The following is a 16,427-nucleotide window of genomic DNA, read 5'->3' as shown; positions in this document are numbered from 1 at the left end:
GCTCCTACTTCGCGTCCGCGTAGCAGTCGACGACGGCGGTGGTGAGCGGGAAGCGGACCGGGGTGTCGCCGAAGACCAGCAGCCGGGCCTCGTCGGCGGCCTCGGCGACGGCGGCGGCGACCTCGTCGGCGAGGTTGGCCGGGGTGTGCACGATGACCTCGTCGTGCTGGAAGAACACCAGGTGCGGGCGGTCCTCCGGGACGGCCGCGGGCAGGGTGTTCAGCCGCCGGCGCAGCGCCGCGAGCAGGGCGAGGGCCCAGTCGGCGGCGCTGGCCTGGATGACGAAGTTGCGGGTGAAGCGGCCGCGGGCGCGGGCCCAGCGGCCGCCGGCCTCGGCGGCGGTGTCGGGCGCCTCGGTGAGGTCGAGGAAGTCGGCGGAGGCGGGCGGGCAGGCCCGGCCGAGCCGGGAGACGACCACGCCGCCGTCCTCGCCGGTGCGGGCGGCGGCCTCGACGTAGCCCATCGCGGCGGGGTAGCGGTGGCGCAGGGTGTTGAGGAGGGGGCCGATGTCGCCGCTGGTCTGCCCGTACATGGCGCCGAGCAGGCCGAGCTTGGCCTTGTCGCGGTCGCCGCGGAAGGCGCTGGCGGCGAGGGCCTCGTAGAGGTCGCCGCCGGCGGCGGTGCGGGCGAGGCCGGCGTCCTGGGAGAGCGCGGCGAGCACCCGGGGCTCCAGCTGGGCGGCGTCGGCGACGACGAGCAGCCAGCCGGGGTCGGCGACGACGGCGCGGCGCAGGATGCGCGGGATCTGGAGGGCGCCGCCGCCGCGGCTGGCCCAGCGGCCGGAGACGACGCCGCCGACGACGTACTCGGGCCGGAACCGGCCGCCGCGGGCCCAGGCGTCCTGCCAGGCCCAGCCGTGGGCGGCGTGGATCCGGGCGAGCTCCTTGTAGCGGATGAGCAGCTGCGCGGCCGGGTGGTCGACGCGCTTGAGCTCCCAGGACCGGGTGGAGCTCAGCTGGATGCCCCGGTCGGCGAAGGCGCGCAGCACCTGGGTGTGCGAGTCGGGGTTGAACGGGCGTCCGCCGAGGGAGCGCTGGAGTTCGGCGGCGAGGTCGGCGAGCAGTTTGGGCTGGGCCCCGGGCACGGTGGGGCGGGGGCCGAGGAGTTCGGTGAGCAGGGCGTCGTGGACGTCGGCGCGCCAGGGCAGGCCGTCGTGGGCCATCTCGGCGGCGACCAGGGCGCCGGCGGACTCGGCGGCGACCAGCACGCGGAAGCGGTGCCGGGCGGCCGGGTCGGTGATCGCGGCGATCCGGCGCTGCTGTTCGGCGTGGACGGCGACGACGGCGGCCAGCGGGTCGGCGCCGGGCGGCAGTTGGAGCCGGTCGGGGGCGAAGAGGGTGTCCTGGCCGTCGTCCGTCTCGGCGGAGCCCGGCTCGGGCAGGTCGTCCGGGACGGGCAGGCCGCGCAGCCGGGACCAGGCGGCGCCGAGCGAGCGGGGCGCGCCGAAGCGGCCCTCGTGGGCGAGCAGGAGGGCCTCGACGAGTCGCAGGTCGTGGCAGCGGCCGACCCGGTCGGGCAGTCGGGGCAGCAGCGGGGCGTAGGCGCTGTCGGCGGCGGCCCAGACCCAGCGGGGCCCCGGCCGGGAGTCGCCTCCGGTGGCCTCCCGGGCGGCGACCGCGGCGGCGAGGTCGGGGACGGTCTCGGGCGGGCCGAGCGGGGCGCCGGCGTCGTCGAGCGGCTGGAGCCGGCCGCCGCGGCCGTGCGGATCGGGGACCAGGGCGGTTCTGGGGGCCACGGGGGCTCCTCCTCTCGGGGCGCGGGGGCGGCTCTCGGTGTCGGTGGCGGTCGTCGGTGGCGGTGCCGGCGGCGCCGGTGTACGGGTCGGGTACGCGTGTGCGGACCTGCGGGGGTCCGGGATCGACGGTAGCCGGTGGGTACGACAACGGCGGACGACGCGGGGCCGGAATCGCGTAGGCAGCGCGCGGGACACGGCGTAGGGTCCGTGAAATGACCGAGAACCCGTTCTTCAAGGCCAGCACCCTGGTCTTCGAACTGCCGCCCTTCGCCGAGATCCGTGAGGAGCACTACCTGCCGGCCTACGAGCGCGGGATGGCCGAGCAGCTGGCCGAGATCGCCGCGATCACGGCCGATCCGCAGCCGCCGACCTTCGCCAACACGCTGGTGGCCCTGGAGCGTTCCGGCGAGGTGCTGCGCCGGGTGGGGGTGGTCTTCCGCAACCAGGTGTCGGTGGACACCAACGACGTCGTCGACGAGGTGGACGCGAAGGTGAGCCCGCTGCTGGCCGCGCACCACGACGCGATCCACCTGGACCGGGCCCTGTTCGCCCGGATCGAGGACCTGTACGGGCGCCGCGCCGAGCTCGGCCTGGACCCGGAGTCGCTGCGGCTGCTGGAGCGCCGGCACACCGCGTTCGTCCGTTCCGGCGCCCGGCTGGGCGCGGCCGAGCAGGAGCGGCTGCGCGAGCTGAACGCCGAACTCGCCGCCCTCGCCACGACCTTCCAGCAGAACGTGAACGCCGCCACCAAGGCCGCCGCGCTGGTCCTGGACTCCGCGGGCGAGCTCGACGGCCTGTCGGCCGACGCCGTCGCCGCGGCCGCCGAGAACGCCCGGGTGCTCGGCCACGACGGAAAGTACGTGCTGAGCCTGCGCAGCACCTCGGGTCAGCCCGAACTGGCGCTGCTGACCGACCGGTCGGTGCGCGAGCGCCTGCTCGCCGCCTCGCTCGACCGGGCCGCGGACGTCAACGGCCCGGTCGCGATCCGGATGGCCGCCCTGCGTGCCGAGCGGGCCGGGCTGCTCGGCCACCCGACCCACGCCGCGTACGTCGTGGCCGACGAGACCGCGGGTTCGGTCGAGGCGGTGTCCGGGCTGTTGTCGCGGCTGGTGGGGCCAGCGGTGGCGATCGCCCGCCGGGAGGCCGCCGAACTGGCGGAGGCGGCCGCGGCGGACGGGATCGAGGAGCTCGCCGCGCACGACTGGGCGTACTACTCGGAGAAGGTCCGGCAGGCCTCGTACGAGGTCGACGCGGCCGCGCTGCGCCCGTACTTCGAGCTGGAGCGGGTGCTGCACGGCGGCGTGTTCTTCGCCGCCGGGCTCGCGTACGGGATCAGCTTCACCGAGCGGCCGGACCTGACGGCCTACCACCCGGACGCCCGGGTCTTCGAGGTCGCCGAGGAGGACGGCACCCCGCTGGGCCTGTTCGTCGGGGACTTCCACGCGCGCGCGTCCAAGCGCGGCGGCGCGTGGATGGACGAGCTGGTGTCGCAGTCCGCGCTGACCGGCCGGCGGGCCGTGGTGATGAACAACCTGAACGTCCCGAAGCCGGCTCCGGGCGAGCCGGTGCTGCTGACCTGGGACGAGGTGCGCGTCCTCTTCCACGAGTTCGGGCACGCGCTGCACGGGCTGTTCTCGGACGTGCGCTACCCGCTGTTCGCGGGCACGGCCGTGCCCCGGGACTTCGTCGAGTTCCCGTCGCAGGTCAACGAGATGTGGATGGTCCGGCCCGAGGTGCTGGCCAACTACGCCCGCCACCACGTGACGGGGGAGCCGCTGCCGGCCGAGCTGGTCGAGCGGATGGTCGCGGCCGAGGGTTTCGGCCAGGGCTTCCGGACGGTGGAGTACCTGGCGGCGACGCTGCTGGACTGGGCCTGGCACACCCTGCCTCGGGGCCGGGAGGTCGCCGACGCAGGGGAGTTCGAGGCACGGGTGCTGGAGGAGGCCGGGCTCGCGGTGCCGGCGATCCCGCCGCGCTACCGGTCGGCCTACTTCCAGCACGTCTTCGCGGGAGGTTACAGCGCCGGGTACTACGCGTACATCTGGTCGGAGGTGCTGGACGCGGACACCGTGCGGTGGTTCGGGGACAACGGCCGCTCGGTGCGGGAGAGCGGCGAGGAGTTCCGGCGCGAGCTGCTGTCGCGCGGGTTCAGCCGCGACCCGCTGGAGTCGTTCCGCGCGGTGGTCGGGCGGGCACCGGAGACCGGGCCGCTGCTGGCGCGCCGGGGGCTGGCCTGATCGCCCCGGTCAGTTCGGGGTGAGCGTGACCGTCACCGGGGTGCCCGGGCGGGCGTGCGGGAGCCGGATCCGGACGCTGCCCGCGCGCCCGTCCGCGGGCGGGCGGACCTCGACCCGGGCGTCGGCGGGCGAGACGGCGACCTGCGCGCCGCGCGGGAACGCGGCGGGCGGCAGGACGAGTTCGCTGCCGCGCCCGGTGCCGTCGGCGTCCCAGCGGACGGTGTCCGGGCCGGTGCGCACGTCCGTCCCGGCGACGGCCGCGGGGTACGGGCCGAACGCGGGCCCGTCGCCGGGGGCGGGCCGGCCGGCCGGGTCGAGCGCGCAGTAGCCGCCGTCGCCGCGGCACCAGTACCACATCGTCCAGCCCGCGGCGAAGCCGTCCATCGCCGCGACCTGCTCCCGGACCAGCCGGGTGTTGCCCGGTGTGCGGGAGTCGGGCGGGCCCCACTCGCCGACCAGGACGGGCAGCCGGTGCGCGGCCGGGTAGGCGGTGACCGCGGCGGTGTAGTGCTCGACGAAGCCGTCGGACGGGTCCCAGTCGGCGCCGTTCTCGACGGCGGTGTCGTAGAAGTGCGGCGCGTAGCCGAGCCGGGGCGCGCCGGGCCGGGGGTCGTCGAAGCCCGGCAGCCGGGTGGGCACGCCCTGGCCGACCAGGACGGTCGGTTCGACGAACAGCCAGGCGCGGCGGTCGACGTGGCGGACGGCGGCGATCAGGCGGCGGTACATGTCGGCGAGCCGGCCCTGTTCGAGGGCGGCGGAGGCGGCGGCGAGGACGGCCGGGTCGGTGGGGTCGCCGTCCACCGGGCCGAAGGGCTCGTTGAACAGGTCGTAGCCCAGCAGCGAGCGGTGGCCGCGCAGTTCGCGGGCGAGCCGGGTGTAGAAGTCGGCCTGCCAGGCGCGCAGGTCGGGGTCGTCGTAGAGGTGGCGGAAGGCGGCCTGGACGGCGGGCTGGAAGTAGCCGGCGAACCAGTCGTTCGGATCGGGGGTGAACGGCAGGCCGTCGTCCCGGGTGGCCCAGCGCGGGATGCCGCGGTCGCCGCCGCCGAACGCGGGCCCGTAGACGTCCTGGTGGAAGTCGACGAGGGCGAGCACGCCGTAGCGGTCGGCCCAGCCGAGGAGCCTTTGGAGGCGGTCGAGTTCGGCCGGGTCGAGGCGGCCTCGCTCGGGCTCCAGCCGGTTCCAGGAGACCGCCACGCGGATCAGGGTGAAGCCCTGGGCCGCGACGGACCTGACGTCCGCCTCGGTGGCCTCGGCGTACTTGTCGAGGTTGAAGCCTCGCAGCTGGAGCCGGCGGCCCCGGGCGTCGGTGAGCGCGGTGCGGCCGTCCGGGCCGGTGGCGGTGCCGGTCGGGAAGCGGGCCGCCGTGGCCCCGGCGGCCTCACCGGCGGACGCGCCGGGGGTGCCGGCCAGGACGGCGGTGGCGGCGAGCAGCAGGGCAACGGCGGTGCGGCGCAGGCGCATTCGGACCTCGCACGGCGGTGGGTGGGGCCCGATGATGCCCGCGCTGCCGGGGCCGGCACAAGGGTCCGGACGAAAGGCTTCAGACGGCGCCGTTCGCCTCGGCCGGTTCGGCGGGCGCGGTCGGCAGGACGGCGGTCGGCAGGTCCGCGGCGGCGGCGAGGCGGCCCCAGAGCAGGTCGGCGAGCGCCTGGACCATGCGGGTGCGCGAGCAGGGCTTGGACTCCAGCCACCAGTCGCCGGCCGCCAGCACCATGCCGGTGATGCCCCGGCCCCAGGCCTCGGCGAGCAGGTCGCGGTCGGCGCCGAGGTCGACCTGGCTCTGCACGGCCCGGGTGATCTCCTCGGCGATCTGCCGCAGCGCGGGGGCGAGGGCGTTGCCCGCGCCGGTCGGGTCGCCGGGCTCGGGGTGGGTGAGCAGCCGGTAGACCTGCGGGCGGGCCTCGATGCCGGCCAGGTAGGTGTCCAGGACGTGCTCGACCCGGTCGCGGCGCTCCAGCGGTGCGGCGAGCGCGGCCCGCACGGCGGCCAGCAGGCCGCCGGTGTGGCGCTCGGTCAGGGCCCGGATGAGGCCGTTCCGGTCGCCGAAGTGCCGGTAGAGGATCGGCTTGGTGATGCCGGCCTCGGCGGCGATGGCGTTCATGCTCGCGGCCGGGCCCTCGCGCTGGATGACCCGGTCGGCGGCGTTGAGCAGCTGCTCGCGGCGGGGCTCTCGGGACATGCGCTGCTCCTCGGGTCGGGTGGGCCGGCGCGGGGGGCGCCGGGCGGTGCGGGGCGTTGACACCGGTTACCAATCAGTAGCAGACTCCGACGATGTTACCCCGGGTAACACCCCGGTCGGCCGTACCCCTTCTGCGGAGGCAAGCACCATGAGCAGCACGTTCTCGATGGACCCGGGTGCGGACCAGCTCGCCGTGCGCGACTGGCTGCACGGCTTCGCCGCCGACGTGGTGCGGCCCGCCGCGGCCGAGTGGGACGAGCGCGAGGAGACCCCCTGGCCGGTCATCCAGGAGGCCGCCAAGCTCGGCATCTACTCGCTCGACTTCTACGCCCAGCAGTACTTCGACCCCTCCGGCGTCGGCATCCCGATCGTCATGGAGGAGCTGTTCTGGGGCGACGCGGGCATCGGCCTGTCCATCGTCGGCACCACGCTGGCCGCCGTCGCCGTGCTCGCCAACGGCACCGACGAGCAGATCGGCACCTGGACGCCGCAGATGTTCGGCACCCCCGACGACGTCAAGGTGGCCGCCTTCTGCTCCTCCGAGCCGGACGCCGGCTCCGACGTCTCCGCGCTGCGCACCCGGGCCGTCTACGACGAGGCCAAGGACGAGTGGGTGCTCAACGGCACCAAGACCTGGGCCACCAACGGCGGGATCGCCGCCGTCCACGTCGTCGTCGCCACCGTCGACGCGGAGCTCGGCGCCCGCGGCCACGCCTCCTTCGTCGTCCCGCCGGGCACCCCCGGACTGAGCCAGGGCCAGAAGTTCAAGAAGCACGGCATCCGCGCCTCGCACACGGCCGAGGTCGTCCTGGACGGCGTCCGGGTGCCCGGCAGCTGCCTGCTCGGCGGCAAGGAGAAGCTGGACGAGCGGCTGGCCCGCGCCCGCGAGGGCGTGCGCAAGAGCGGCCGGGGCAACGCGGCCATGGCCACCTTCGAGGCCTCCCGCCCGGCCGTCGGCGCGCAGGCGATCGGCATCGCGCGGGCCGCGTACGAGGTCGCGCTGGACTACGCGAAGACGCGCGAGCAGTTCGGCCGCCCGATCATCGACAACCAGGGGGTCGCCTTCCAGCTGGCCGACATGCGGACCCGGATCGACGCCGCCCGGCTCCTGGTGTGGCGGGCCTCCTGGATGGCCGTCAACAACCGGCCGTTCACCGCGGCCGAGGGCTCGATGTCCAAGCTGTACGCGGGCGAGACGGCCAAGTGGGTCACCGCGCAGGCGATGCAGATCCTCGGCGGCAACGGCTTCACCCGGGAGTACCCGGTGGAGCGGATGCACCGGGACAGCGCGATCTACTCGATCTTCGAGGGGACCAGCGAGATCCAGCGGCTGGTGATCGCCCGCGCGATCTCGGGGATGCCGATCCGCTAGCCGGGCCTCAACGGGCCAGCCAGAAGGTGAGCCCGGCGCTGAGGGCGCCCACCACCGTGCCGACGACGGTCTGCGCGGTGGTGTGGTCCCGCAGCACCGTCCGGGACCAGCCGACGACGGCGACCAGCGGGGAGAGCGCGAGCCACCACGGGCCGAGCGCGATCGCCAGGCAGACCACCGCGCCGCTGGTGACGGCGGTGTGCACGGAGACCTTCCACCACACGGTGATCACCAGGATCGGGATCAGCGACGCGAACATCGCGGCCACCAGCGCGGTCAGGTCGGCCGGGGCGGCGAGCCACAGCATCACCGCGAAGGCGATCGCGACCGAGCCCATGATGAACGGCAGGACCGTCAGCCGGCTCTGCCGGTGGCCGACGTGCCGGTCCCCGACGGTGCCCCGGCGCATGGCGCGCTGGATGAACAGGGTCGGGATCACGGCCGCGAACAGCGCGGCGAAGGCCGCCCAGGCGATGCCCTTCCAGCCGTAGCGCAGGCCGCCGAGCAGCGGCAACAGCACGATGATCACGTTCTTCGGCTCGACGCCGTCGGTGATCCGCCGGGCCCAGAGCGTGCGGGGGGCGGGGGCGGTCGCGGCTTCGGTCATCGGGGTCGCTGCTCCGGGGATCGGTCTGGTCGCTCTGGGCGGCCCGGGTGGTCGTGGGGCGGTCGGGCCGGATGATCGTACGTGCGCGCGGCCGCCGGCCCGCGGTCGGGCCGGTGGGAAACGGGCCGGTGGGAAGCGGGCCGGTCGCACCTGCGCCGGTGGGAAACAGGCCGGTCAGAACCGGGCCGGGCGGCCCTCCAGGAACGCGGCCAGCCCCTCGTGCACGTCCGAGGCCTCCCGGGAGCGCCGCTCCCACGGCTCCAGGGCCGCCGCCGCCCGCTCCTCCGGGACGGCCAGGGCGGCCTTCACCGCGCCGATCGTCTGCGGCGAGCGCCTGGTCAGCAGCCGGGCGAACTCCAGCGCGGCGGCGTCCAGTTCGGCGTCCGGCAGGGCCCGCTCGGCGAGACCGAGCGCGAGCGCGTCCCGGCCCCGCACCAACTCGCCGGAGAACAGCAGGTACTTGGCGCGCGCCGGGCCGACCAGCCGGGCCAGCCGCAGGGTCGGCACCGCCGGGTAGACCACGCCGAGCTTGGCCGGGGTGATCCCGAGCCGGGCGTCCTCGGCGACGAACCGCAGGTCGCACGCGACGGCCAGCTGGCAGCCGCCGCCGACGCAGGCGCCCCGGACGGCGGCGATCGTCGGGTGCGGGAAGGCGGCCAGCGCCTCCTCGGCGGCGACGTTGACCGCGTGGTAGGCGTCCGCGCGCTCCGGATCGCCGTACACCTCGGCGAGTTCGGCGATGTCCGCGCCCGCGCTGAAGGTGCCGCCGGCGCCGGTCAGCAGCAGGGCGCGGACGCCCGCGTGCTCGGCGAGCTCCCGCAGCACCCCGGGCAGCGCCCGCCAGATCGCCAGGGTGACCGCGTTGCGCCGGTGCGGGCGGGCGAACTCCAGCACCGCGACGCCGTCCTCGCCGACGTGGGCGTGCAGCCCGTCGGCCCGGGCGGGCAGGGTGGTGCGCTCCCGCGTCAGCAGCGACCGGTCCGTGCGGTCCTCGTGGTCCGTGCGGTCCTTGTGGTCGCCGTGGTCCGTGGGGTCCATGCGGGCGGCACCTCCGGGGTCTCGTGGTGCGCCCACTCTCTCAGGCGGCGCCGGCGCAGTAGTCGCCGAGGCCCCGCTCGACGAGGGCGAACGCGCGGTGGGCGCGGTCGAGGGCGGCGGGCAGGGCCTCGGCGGCGCGCTCGCCGGCCAGCACGCGGAGCTGGTTCTCCGTGGTCAGGGTCACCCGGACGGCCAGCAGCTGGGCCCCGGCGACCCGGGCGGTGAGCTCGTCGTGGGCCGGGTCCTGGGCGAGCAGTTCGGCGGTGAGCAGCGCCTGGGCCTCGCGGCCGAAGCCGGCGGTGGCGCGCGTCGCGAGGGCGGGGGTGCCGTGCACCAGCCGGACCACGTCGAGCACGACCCGGTCGTCGTTGAGGCCGGTGGCCGGGTCGAGCCGTTCCAGTGCGGCCAGGAAGTGGTCGCGCAGGGCCGTCACCGCCGAGGCGCCCGGGGCGCGGTCGCGCACCACCCGGGCCGGTTCGTCGAGGTGCTGCTCCATCGGGCCCATGACCAGGTCTTCCTTGGTGGGGAAGTAGTTGAAGACGGTCATCTTGGACACCTCGGCGGCGGCCGCGATCTCGGCCACGGACACCTGGTCGAAGCCGCGTTCGGCGAACAGCCCGATGGCCGCGCGGAAGATCCGGATGCCGGTCTGGATCTTCTTGCGCTCGCGCAGCGGGAGCGCGTCGAGGTCGCGGCCGGGGCCGAGGTCCAAGCCGTGGTTCGTCGCCATGGCCCGACTGTACCAGGCTCAAAGATGGTCCGGGATGAAGTTTTGTCTCGGCCGAAGAATCGATCGAGCTAAAGAATTGACTCGGTACATGTTGGCTGCCATCGTGGTGGACGTGCCGCCGGGCCGCACCGGTCCGGCTCCGAACTCCACCGTCTCCGGGGGGACTTACCGATGGCATCCGAAAGCCCGATGACACCCGCCCAGCGCAGACTGGGCATGCTGCTCTGCATGGTCACGATCGTGCTGGCCATCCTCGACTCGAACATCGTGTCCGCGGCCACCGTGCCGATCGTCCGCGACCTCGACCCGGTCCACGGCGTCGACCGGCTGCCCTGGCTGATCAGCGCGTTCTCGCTGGCCGCGACCGCTCTCCTGCCGCTCTACGGCAAGCTCTGCGACGTCTACGGCGCCAAGCGCGTGCTGCTCGGGGCGGTCGGCACCTTCCTGCTCGGCTCGGCGGCCTGCGGCGCGGCGCAGACGATGGGTCAGCTGATCGCCTTCCGGGCCGTCCAGGGCATCGGCGGCGGCGGGCTGATGAGTGTCACGATGGTCGTCATCGCCCACCTCAAGGACCCGGCGGAGCGCGGTGCCGGCAAGGGCGGCGCCATGGGCGGCATCTTCGCGGGCGTCGGCATGGCCGTCGGCCCGCTGGTGGGCGCGCTGTTCACCGACCACGTCGGCTGGCGCTGGATCTTCTACGTGAACCTGCCGCTCGGCCTGCTCGTCCTGGTCGGCACCGCCCTGGTGCTCAAGCTGCCGCGGACGGTCGGCCGCCGCGGCCTGGACTTCCTCGGCGCCGCCCTCGCGGCCGCCTTCGCCACCGGCCTGCTGCTGGTCACCGAGTGGGGCGGCAAGGACTACGCCTGGACCTCCCCGGTGATCCTCGGGACCGCCGCCGCCACCCTCGCCGCGCTCGGCCTCTTCCTGTGGCGCCAGGCCACCGCCGCCGAACCGGTGCTGCCGCTCTCGCTGTTCCGGATCCCGGTCGTGCGGATCGGCTTCGCCGTCCAGGGCCTCGCCGGGATGGGCATGATGGGCGCGATCGTGTACGTGATGATCTACCTGCAGATCGCCCGGGGGGTCGCCCCGACCTCGGCCAGCCTCTACCTGATCCCGATGGCCGCCGGGATGACCGCGTCCGGCGTGCTGGTCGGCCGGCTGACCGCCCGGGGCCACGCGCCGCGCACCTTCCTGGTGGCCGGGGCCGCCTTCGGCGCGCTCGCCCTCGCCCTGCTGGGGCTCAGCGGCCCGGACACCGGCCTGTGGGCGGTCGGCCTCGAACTCGCCCTGCTCGGCGCCGGGTTCGGCCAGCTGATCGGCCAGCTGATCCCGCTGGTCCAGGACGCCGCCCCGCGGCACCAGCTCGGCGTGGCGACCACCGGCATCCGGTTCTTCCAGACCCTCGGCAACGCGCTCGGCGCGGCGCTCTTCGGCACGCTGCTGGCCCGGGTCTTCGCGGAGGGCGAGCCCGGCCGGTCGATGGGCGCGCTCCGGACGCTGACCGGGGCGGCCCGGGACCACGCGGTGCGCAGCTTCACGGACGCGGTCGACGTCGTCTTCCTGTCGGCGGCCGGGGTGATGGGGCTGGTGCTGCTGCTCGCGCTGCGGCTGCGGACGCCGGCTGCGGAGGTGGCGGCCGACGCGGCGGACCGGCCGGTGCTGGCGGCCTGAGCGGGGCCAGTGCGTGGTCGGTGCGTCGAGGAGCAGGGCCCGGTGGATCGTGGGGAATCCACCGGGTCCCGCTCTTCGTGCGGCCCGGCCGTCAGGCCTGCGGCTTCCACTCGGTCGCCAGGATCCCCCAGATCTGCTTGTCGTGGCGGACGCCGTTGTGCGGGTACCACTCGCGCAGGGTGCCGTCCAGCGTCATGCCGAGCCGCTCGGCGACGGCGCGGCTGCGGGCGTTCCCGGCGGAGCACCACCACTCGGCGCGGTGCAGGCCCCGGGTGGCGAAGGCGTAGTCGAGCAGGTGCCGGACGGCGGCGGTGATCAGCCCGCCGCCCTCGCCGGCCGGCTCGGTCCAGGCACCGATCTCGCAGACGCCGTTCTGGGTGCTGAAGCTCACGAACATCACGCCGCCGACGAGCGTGCCGTCGCGCCAGATGCCGAAGATCCGGCCGGCGTCGGCGGCCTGCTTGTCGGCGTAGCGCTGCAGGGTGGCGCGGGCCGAGTCGAGGTCGGTGGAGTAGCCGGCCCACGGGATCCACGGGTCGGTGTGGGCCCGGGCGCGGTCGATGTGGGCGAGGAACTCGGGGGCCTGCCACGGCTCCAGCGGGCGCAGTTCGGCGTTCTCGGCGAGCGGTACGGCAAACAAGGGTGGGGCCTTTCCGGGGAGGGCGCGGGACGGGCGTTCCGCCTGGAGCATCATTCATAACAAACGTTTGGTATGTACGATAGCCCCCATGACACCGGCCCGTGGAGACCATGACGCCCGCCGCCTCGAAGTCTCCGAGGGAGTCTGGCGGGTGCTCTCGACCCGCGGCTTCGAAGGGCTGACGCTGCGCGCGGTGGCCGCCGAACTGGGCGCCTCCACCGGTCTGCTGACGCACTACTTCCCCAACAAGCGGGCCCTGCTGGGCCACGCGCTGGAGGAACTGGACCGGCGCTCGCTCTCCCGGCCCCGGCGCACCGCCCCGGCCGACGGCACCCCGCCGCCGCCCGCCGGGCTGGCCCGGCTGCGGGCCGCACTGCTCGACGTCCTGCCGCTGGACGAGGCCGCCGTGGCCGGCAACCGGATCTGGGTCGGCTCCTGGGACGTCGCCCTGGCCGACGCCGAGCTGACGGCCGCCCACGCGGGCCGCTACGGGCGCTCGCGCGAGGCCCTGGCGGGGCACGTGGCGGACGCGCAGCGGCTCGGGGAGCTCCCGGCCGGGACGGACGCCGGGGAGCTCGCGGCGGGCGCGCAGGCCTTCGTGCTGGGGCTGGTGGTGCAGGCGCTGTTCTCGCCGGGGGAGTTCCCGCCGGAGCGGCAGGTCGCGCTCCTGGACGCCCACCTGGCGGGGCTGGCGGGGCCTCCGGCGCCTTCCGGGCCCTCCGGGCCTCCTGCGCCTTCCGGGCCTTCGGTGTCGGACGCGGGCTGAACTCCGAGGCGGAGCCCGGGGCCGGTCGTGCGCCGGAACGGCCGAATCCGCACCGAGAGGGCGGATTCGCCGGATTTCCGTCGTTCGGCGGGCGTCGTGCGTTTGGTCCTCAGTGGCGCCGAATGCCGGACTGAGTTTCTCGCGATGCCCATGACACGCATTGTCACGGGTTATGAGCGGTGCGTGTGCGGGTGATTTCCCGGCGGCCGCGACCGCGGCCCGCGAATTGGCAGGTGGTGCCCCCAGCAGGATTCGAACCTGCGACCTACCGCTTAGAAGGCGGGTGCTCTATCCGCTGAGCTATGGGGGCGGGACGGGCGGCGCCCGGGTGGGCGTGACCGTTGCCGGGATCGGGCGGCGGGCGCGTGGGGCGCCCGGGTCCGTCCCCGTACCTGAGGGTTGGGGGTGGGGGTTGGCAAGCCCTCGCCCTGTCGGGGACAGGATAAGGGTGTCCAGTTCCTCGGCCGGGTTCGACGGCACCGCCGTTGGTGTGTCGGCTCCGGTGGAGCGGTCCGATAATCGCAGGTGAACGCCGTGTGTGCAGCGTTCTGGCAGCGTTCCGCGCCGGACGTTGTGCAGTCGTTACGGGGCTGCCGCCTCACCCGTTATGGATTCGGCACGGAGAAACTACCGCGTGCGGCGCGGGTGGGGGACCCTATTCGGCTTCCTTCGGTCGGATGACGTGGGCGGACGGCGGGCGGTCCGCGTTCCCCGGCGGAGGGGAGGGCCGGGAAGGGTCCCGATTGTTGTCATGCTCGCGAAGAGTCGGGGGTCCGCAGGGGAGTGGAAGGGCGAAATTCACCCCTGCGAGTGACAAGAGTTTTCCACAAGGCCGAGTTGTCCACAGGATTTCGGAACTTCCTGGCGGGGATTTCCCGTGAAGCGCACTCTCGTCCCGCACCGGTCGATTCCGTACGGTGCATCGGCGAGAACGGAGAGTGCGTTGTGAACGAGACTCAGGTGACGGTGATCGGCAATGTCGCGACGGAGGTGAGCTACGGCGAAACGGGCAGCGGCGTGCCGATGGCCAACTTCCGGCTCGCGTCCACCGAGCGGCGGTACGACCGCGAGCGCCAGTGCTGGGTGGACGGCGAGACGCAGTGGGTGACGGTGACGGCCTGGCGGGCGCTGGCGGTGAACCTGATCGGCTCGCTCTCCAAGGGGGATCCGGTGGTGGTGAGCGGTCGGCTCCGGGTGCGGGAGTGGGCCGAGGGCGAGGGCAAGCGCGGCCGGGTGGAGGTCGACGCCAGATCGGTCGGACACGATCTCAACCGCGGTACCTCGGCGTTCCGTTGGGCGGCGGGTGCGCGGGGGCACCCGCCGGCGGCGGTCGTCACGGCGGGCGGCGAGCCCGGCGGGTCGCCCGCGGGCGAGGCGGTGCCGGGGTGGATCGCGGACGCCCTGGCCGCGCGGAAGGCCTCGGTGGCGGCCTCCACGGCGGTCGCGGCGCCGCCTGACGGTGGGGCGGATGGGGCGGATGGGACGGATGCGGCGTCCGGGCGGGCGTCCGGTGACGGTGGCGAGGTGTCCGGAAAGGGAAGCGGAGGTGACGTCCAGGGGCTGCTGATCTGACGCCGGGTCGATCAAAAGTGTCGACAAATATGTAGATCGAGGCGGTTGTTGCGCCCGCACGCGCAATCTCCGCCGGATAACAGAAAGTGGCGGAGAGTTTCTGGCCGATCGTCAGCTTGTGTGGAAACTGGGAGGGTTGATAACGATACAGATACGGAATCGTCCTGATTTCGCATGGAGGTTTCCGGACCTCTGGGGGTCAATAGGATTCATCTGGTTCATACCCCGCAGCGGCGCCACAGGGGGCGCGCGCGGCAAGGCAAGTCGGCGGGCTGCCCATCGGCACGGCCCGGCCCGGAGGGAAACCAGATGGTTCAGATGCAGGGGCGGAGTCTTCCCCGCATAGCTAGTGTCATGCTCACGACCAGCATTGCGCTGGGCGGAGGTCTGTTCGCGGCCGGTGCGGCGGCTGCGGCCGCACCTGGCTCGGGCGTGACCGCCATCGTCCAGGACACGATGCTCGGCGAGCGGATCGACATCGAGGGCGGCGACACCGTCAACGGCGGTCTGTTCACGCTCAAGACGGACAGTGGCGAGCTCAAGACCTACTGCATCGACTTCGGCAACCCCGTGTACCTCGACAGCGGGGCGCAGTACCAGGAGTCGGACTGGAAGTCGAGCTCGCTCGGCCGCAAGGACAAGGCGCAGGACGCCTCCAAGATCCGCTGGATCCTGGAGAACTCCTACCCGCAGGTCACCGACCTCGCCAAGCTGTCCACGGACGCCGGCGTCACCGGTCAGCTCTCCCCGGAGGACGCCGCGGCCGGCACCCAGGCCGCGATCTGGAAGTTCTCGGACGGCAAGAACGCCACCCCGCAGGACTCCAAGGCCAAGCAGCTGCGCGACTACCTGATCGGCGACAAGAACAAGGGTGTCGCGGCCGAGCCGAAGCCCTCGCTCACCCTCGCCCCGGAGTCCGTCTCCGGGAAGTCGGGCGGCAAGCTCGGCCCGTTCACGCTCAACTCCAGCGCCGCCCAGGTGAAGCTGGCGGTGGCCGGTTCGGCCGCCGACAAGATCAAGGTCCTCGACAAGGACGGCAAGCAGGTCAACGGCGTCCTGAACGGCCCGATCGCCAAGGACACCCAGCTCTTCCTCGACGTCCCGGCCGGCACCCCGGACGGTGGGGCCACCCTCACCGCCTCGGCCGAGACCGTCGTCCCGAGCGGCCGCGTCTTCCTCAGCGAGGGCTACACCCCCGAGAAGCACAGCCAGACCATGATCCTGGCCGGCTCCAGCAAGCTGAGCGTCAGCGCCACCGCCAAGGCCACCTGGAAGCAGGGCAAGGGCGCGCTGCTCGACAGCATCGCCCAGGTCGAGTGCGACAGCAACGGCGTGCGGGTCACCGTCGCCAACGGCGGTGACGAGGCCGGCACCGTCAACGTGAAGCCGGTGGGCAAGGACCTGGTCGTCCAGCCCGGCAAGACCGAGAGCCTGGTCGTCCCGGTCACCAACAAGGCCGCCTACGACATCACCGTCACCGGCCCGAACGGCTACACCAACAACTTCAAGGGCATCCTGGACTGCAAGGGCACCGGCACCACCCCGGTGACCCCGAGCTCCGGCCCGTCCACCCCGGCCGCCACCGGCAAGCCGTCCACCCCGGCCGGCACCCCGTCCGCCTCGGTGAGCACCGCCGCCCACCCGGCCCCGGCCGTCACCAGCTCGGCCCCGGGCACCGGTGGTCTGGCCCAGACCGGTGCCAGCAGCAACACCCCGATCCTGGCCGGCGTCGCCGGCGCCCTGGTCATCGCCGGTGGTGCCGCGGTCTTCTTCCTGCGTCGCCGTGGCCGCCACGGTGGCAGCGCCGCCTGAACCGGTAGCACGCACTAGCCGCACGGCTCGGTAGTGCGACGGCCCGGCTCCCCTCACCAGCTGCGGGG

At 74.0% G+C, this 16,427-nt stretch carries 13 protein-coding genes and 1 tRNA gene; 6 read left to right on the top strand and 8 right to left on the bottom strand.

Annotated features, from left to right (window positions below; translation table 11 throughout):
- Nucleotides 1-4: 4 nt before the first annotated feature.
- A complete protein-coding gene (locus ACFXDE_RS12080) occupies nt 5-1,735 on the bottom strand; it encodes a bifunctional 3'-5' exonuclease/DNA polymerase (protein WP_380493394.1) in 1,731 nt (576 codons plus the stop codon).
- Nucleotides 1,736-1,947: 212 nt separating this feature from the next.
- On the opposite strand from ACFXDE_RS12080, the gene ACFXDE_RS12075 reads away from it, so the two are divergent.
- On the top strand, nt 1,948-3,972 hold the full coding sequence (locus ACFXDE_RS12075; RefSeq protein WP_380493392.1) for a M3 family metallopeptidase: 2,025 nt from the start codon (nt 1,948-1,950) through the stop codon (nt 3,970-3,972).
- A 9-nt stretch (nt 3,973-3,981) separates the two neighbouring features.
- On the opposite strand, the gene ACFXDE_RS12070 is transcribed toward ACFXDE_RS12075, so the two are convergent.
- Nucleotides 3,982-5,433 carry a cellulase family glycosylhydrolase gene (locus tag ACFXDE_RS12070; protein WP_380493390.1) on the bottom strand — a complete coding sequence of 484 codons (1,452 nt, stop codon included), beginning with the start codon at nt 5,431-5,433 and terminating at the stop codon, nt 3,982-3,984.
- A 79-nt stretch (nt 5,434-5,512) separates the two neighbouring features.
- The gene (locus ACFXDE_RS12065) at nt 5,513-6,151 is read right to left on the bottom strand and encodes a TetR family transcriptional regulator (protein WP_380436669.1); all 639 of its coding nucleotides are present in this window, start codon (nt 6,149-6,151) and stop codon (nt 5,513-5,515) included.
- Between the two features lie 148 nt (nt 6,152-6,299).
- Between ACFXDE_RS12065 and ACFXDE_RS12060 the strand changes: the two genes are divergently transcribed.
- Complete coding sequence (locus ACFXDE_RS12060) at nt 6,300-7,523, top strand: acyl-CoA dehydrogenase family protein (RefSeq protein ID WP_380436671.1); 1,224 nt, start codon at nt 6,300-6,302, stop codon at nt 7,521-7,523.
- 7 nt (nt 7,524-7,530) lie between these two features.
- Here the strand turns inward: ACFXDE_RS12060 and ACFXDE_RS12055 are convergent, their stop codons facing one another.
- The 3 genes from ACFXDE_RS12055 to ACFXDE_RS12045 form a co-directional block, all read right to left on the bottom strand.
- Complete coding sequence (locus ACFXDE_RS12055) at nt 7,531-8,130, bottom strand: hypothetical protein (protein WP_380493387.1); 600 nt, start codon at nt 8,128-8,130, stop codon at nt 7,531-7,533.
- A 174-nt stretch (nt 8,131-8,304) separates the two neighbouring features.
- Nucleotides 8,305-9,168, bottom strand: coding sequence for an enoyl-CoA hydratase/isomerase family protein (locus tag ACFXDE_RS12050; protein ID WP_380493386.1), 864 nt, complete (start codon nt 9,166-9,168; stop codon nt 8,305-8,307).
- Nucleotides 9,169-9,208: 40 nt separating this feature from the next.
- Nucleotides 9,209-9,898, bottom strand: coding sequence for a TetR family transcriptional regulator (locus ACFXDE_RS12045; protein ID WP_380436677.1), 690 nt, complete (start codon nt 9,896-9,898; stop codon nt 9,209-9,211).
- Between the two features lie 171 nt (nt 9,899-10,069).
- Between ACFXDE_RS12045 and ACFXDE_RS12040 the strand changes: the two genes are divergently transcribed.
- On the top strand, nt 10,070-11,569 hold the full coding sequence (locus tag ACFXDE_RS12040; protein ID WP_380493383.1) for an MFS transporter: 1,500 nt from the start codon (nt 10,070-10,072) through the stop codon (nt 11,567-11,569).
- A gap of 91 nt (nt 11,570-11,660) precedes the next feature.
- Here ACFXDE_RS12040 and ACFXDE_RS12035 read toward each other — a convergent pair whose 3' ends face one another.
- Entirely contained in the window at nt 11,661-12,209 is a 549-nt protein-coding gene (locus tag ACFXDE_RS12035; RefSeq protein ID WP_380436681.1) for a GNAT family N-acetyltransferase, read from the bottom strand.
- 88 nt (nt 12,210-12,297) lie between these two features.
- Here ACFXDE_RS12035 and ACFXDE_RS12030 point away from each other — a divergent pair, with 88 nt between their 5' ends.
- A complete protein-coding gene (locus tag ACFXDE_RS12030; RefSeq protein ID WP_380493381.1) occupies nt 12,298-12,975 on the top strand; it encodes a TetR/AcrR family transcriptional regulator in 678 nt (225 codons plus the stop codon).
- A 234-nt stretch (nt 12,976-13,209) separates the two neighbouring features.
- Here ACFXDE_RS12030 and ACFXDE_RS12025 read toward each other — a convergent pair.
- Nucleotides 13,210-13,285: transfer RNA gene (locus ACFXDE_RS12025), tRNA-Arg, on the bottom strand.
- A 635-nt stretch (nt 13,286-13,920) separates the two neighbouring features.
- On the opposite strand from ACFXDE_RS12025, the gene ACFXDE_RS12020 reads away from it, so the two are divergent.
- Both ACFXDE_RS12020 and ACFXDE_RS12015 read left to right on the top strand, forming a co-directional pair.
- Nucleotides 13,921-14,547 (top strand): single-stranded DNA-binding protein, encoded by a 627-nt coding sequence (locus ACFXDE_RS12020; protein WP_380493379.1) that lies wholly within the window; start codon nt 13,921-13,923, stop codon nt 14,545-14,547.
- 354 nt (nt 14,548-14,901) lie between these two features.
- Nucleotides 14,902-16,359 (top strand): Cys-Gln thioester bond-forming surface protein, encoded by a 1,458-nt coding sequence (locus tag ACFXDE_RS12015; RefSeq protein ID WP_380436688.1) that lies wholly within the window; start codon nt 14,902-14,904, stop codon nt 16,357-16,359.
- The last annotated feature ends 68 nt before the right edge of the window (nt 16,360-16,427 follow it).

The sequence above is a fragment of the Kitasatospora sp. NPDC059408 genome (assembly GCF_042751525.1).
In the GTDB taxonomy this organism is placed as follows: Bacteria; Actinomycetota; Actinomycetes; order Streptomycetales; family Streptomycetaceae; genus Kitasatospora.
This window is presented reverse-complemented; position numbering and strand designations above follow the sequence as displayed.